Raw genomic sequence first — 2192 nt, 5'->3', positions numbered from 1 at the left:
GTCGTCCCCGACGACGCGGCCGCGATCGCCGGGATGCTCACCGAGGTCGACATCCTCGAAGTCGCCCGCGTCGTCGAGGGCGAGGCGAGCACGGGCGACTCGATCGCGGAGGAGGACTCCGAGTGGTCGTGGGAGGGGATCAAAGCGACCGGCGCGCGCTACCTCCCGACCCGGAACGTCGAGATCCCCGCGGAGGCGGTCCGCCACTTCATGACCGACGACCTCGTCACCGTCAACGCCACGCGGACGGCCAAGGAGGTCGCACAGGAGCTCATCAGCAACGACATCGAGCAGGTCCCGCTCGTCTCCGGCACGGATCTGGACGGCATCGTCCGGGACGTCGACCTGCTGGAGGGGCTGTAGATGGCCGCCGACGCGCTCGCCGAACTCGCGAAGCGTCGGGGGTTCTTCTTCGGGTCGAACGGCGCGTACGGCGGCACGGCCGGCTTCTACACGTTCGGGCCGCAGGGGGCCGCCCTCAAGCGAAACGTCGAGGACGCGTGGCGCGACCGGTTCACCATCCGCGAGGGGAACCGCGAGATCGAGGCCCCGACGGTGATGCCAGAGGCGGTCTTCGAGGCCTCCGGCCACCTGGAGGGGTTCGACGACATGCTCGTCGAGTGCCCCGAGTGCGGCGAGTCCCACCGCGCCGACCACCTCGTCGAAGCGGTCACGGAGATCGAAGACGCCGAGGCGCTGCCCGGCGAGGAGGTCGAGGAGCTCATCGCCGACAACGACATCGCCTGCCCCGCCTGCGGCACGCCGCTCGCCGGCGAGCCGGTGGAGGCGTTCAACCTCATGTTCGCAACCGACATCGGTCCGGGCGACGCCCAGCCGGGCTACCTCCGGCCGGAGACCGCACAGGGGATCTTCGTGGAGTTCCCGCGGCTGAAGGAGTACGCCCGCGGGAACCTCCCGTTCGGGATCACCCAGATCGGTCCCGCCTACCGCAACGAGATCTCGCCGCGCGGCGGCCTGCTTCGCCTCCGGGAGTTCACGCAGGCCGAACTGGAGCAGTTCATCGACCCCGAGGAGGACGAGCCGCCGCTGGATCGGGTTCGGGACGTGGAAGTGCGGCTCTACCCCGCGACCGAACAGGAAGCCGAGGACGGCGACTACCTCGACACGACGGTCGGTGAGGCGGTCGAGGAGGGCGTCATCGGCTCCCCGTGGGTCGGCTACTACCTCGGCGTCGCGCAGGAGTGGTACGAGCGTGTCGGCGTCGACACCGATCGCTTCCGGTTCCGTCAGCACCTCGCCGGCGAGCGCGCCCACTACGCAGCCGACTGCTGGGACGCCGAGAGCGAGGTCGACGGCGACTGGATCGAGATCGCGGGCTTCGCGTACCGCGGCGACTACGACCTCTCGAAACACGACGAACACGGCGACGACTCCTTCACCGTCTTCAAGCGCTACGACGAGCCGAAGACGGTCGAGCGCGCGACGGTCGACCCCGACATGTCGGTCCTCGGTCCGGAGTTCGGCGGCGACGCCGCCGCGGTCGCCGAGGCGCTCGAAGCGCTCGCCGAGCGCGACCCGGACGCCTTCGACGGCGAGACCGTATCCGTTGACGTGAACGGAGAGCGCTGCGAGGTCGACGTCGACGTGGCGAACTTCTCGGTCGAGGAGGTGACCGAAAGCGGCGAGCACATCACCCCGCACGTCGTCGAGCCGTCGTTCGGCGTCGGCCGGACCGTCCAGACGGTCCTCGCGCACGCCTACGAGACCGACGAGGTCGACGGCGAGGAGCGGACGTACCTCTCGCTGAAACCCGAGGTCGCGCCGCAGGACGCCGCCGTCTTCCCGCTGGTGACGAACGACGAGCGCCTGACGGGTCTCGCCGACGAGGTCGCGGCCGACCTCCGGGCGGCCGGGCTGGCGGTCGCGTACGACGACTCCGGCTCGATCGGCCGCCGCTACCGCCGACAGGACGAGGTCGGCACCCCCTTTTGCGTCACCGTCGACCGGGACGGGATCGAGGGCGAGGGCCCGGACACCGTCACGCTCCGCGAGCGCGACTCCGCGGAACAGGTCCGGATCCCGGTCGCCGACCTCGCGGACGAGCTGACCGCGCTGCGCGAGGGCGAACCGTTACGCGTCGGTCGCCGACTCGTTATAACTTCGTAGTAAATGTATGCTATACGAAGTTATTACGTTAGCCCCGCCANCGTCGGACGGACCGCTCCGGTCCG

The 2192-nt window shown here is 69.9% G+C and carries 2 protein-coding genes; both read left to right on the top strand.

The window, feature by feature from the left end; all coding sequences use genetic code 11:
* Positions 1-363 (top strand): CBS domain-containing protein (locus BN903_RS06410; protein ID WP_048076966.1); only part of this gene is annotated, 363 nt, incomplete at its 5' end.
* The gene (glyS, locus tag BN903_RS06405; RefSeq protein WP_048076965.1) at positions 364-2127 is read left to right on the top strand and encodes a glycine--tRNA ligase; all 1764 of its coding nucleotides are present in this window, start codon (positions 364-366) and stop codon (positions 2125-2127) included.
* Positions 2128-2192 lie beyond the last annotated feature (65 nt).

The sequence above is a fragment of the Halorubrum sp. AJ67 genome, from assembly GCF_000513435.1.
This window is presented reverse-complemented; position numbering and strand designations above follow the sequence as displayed.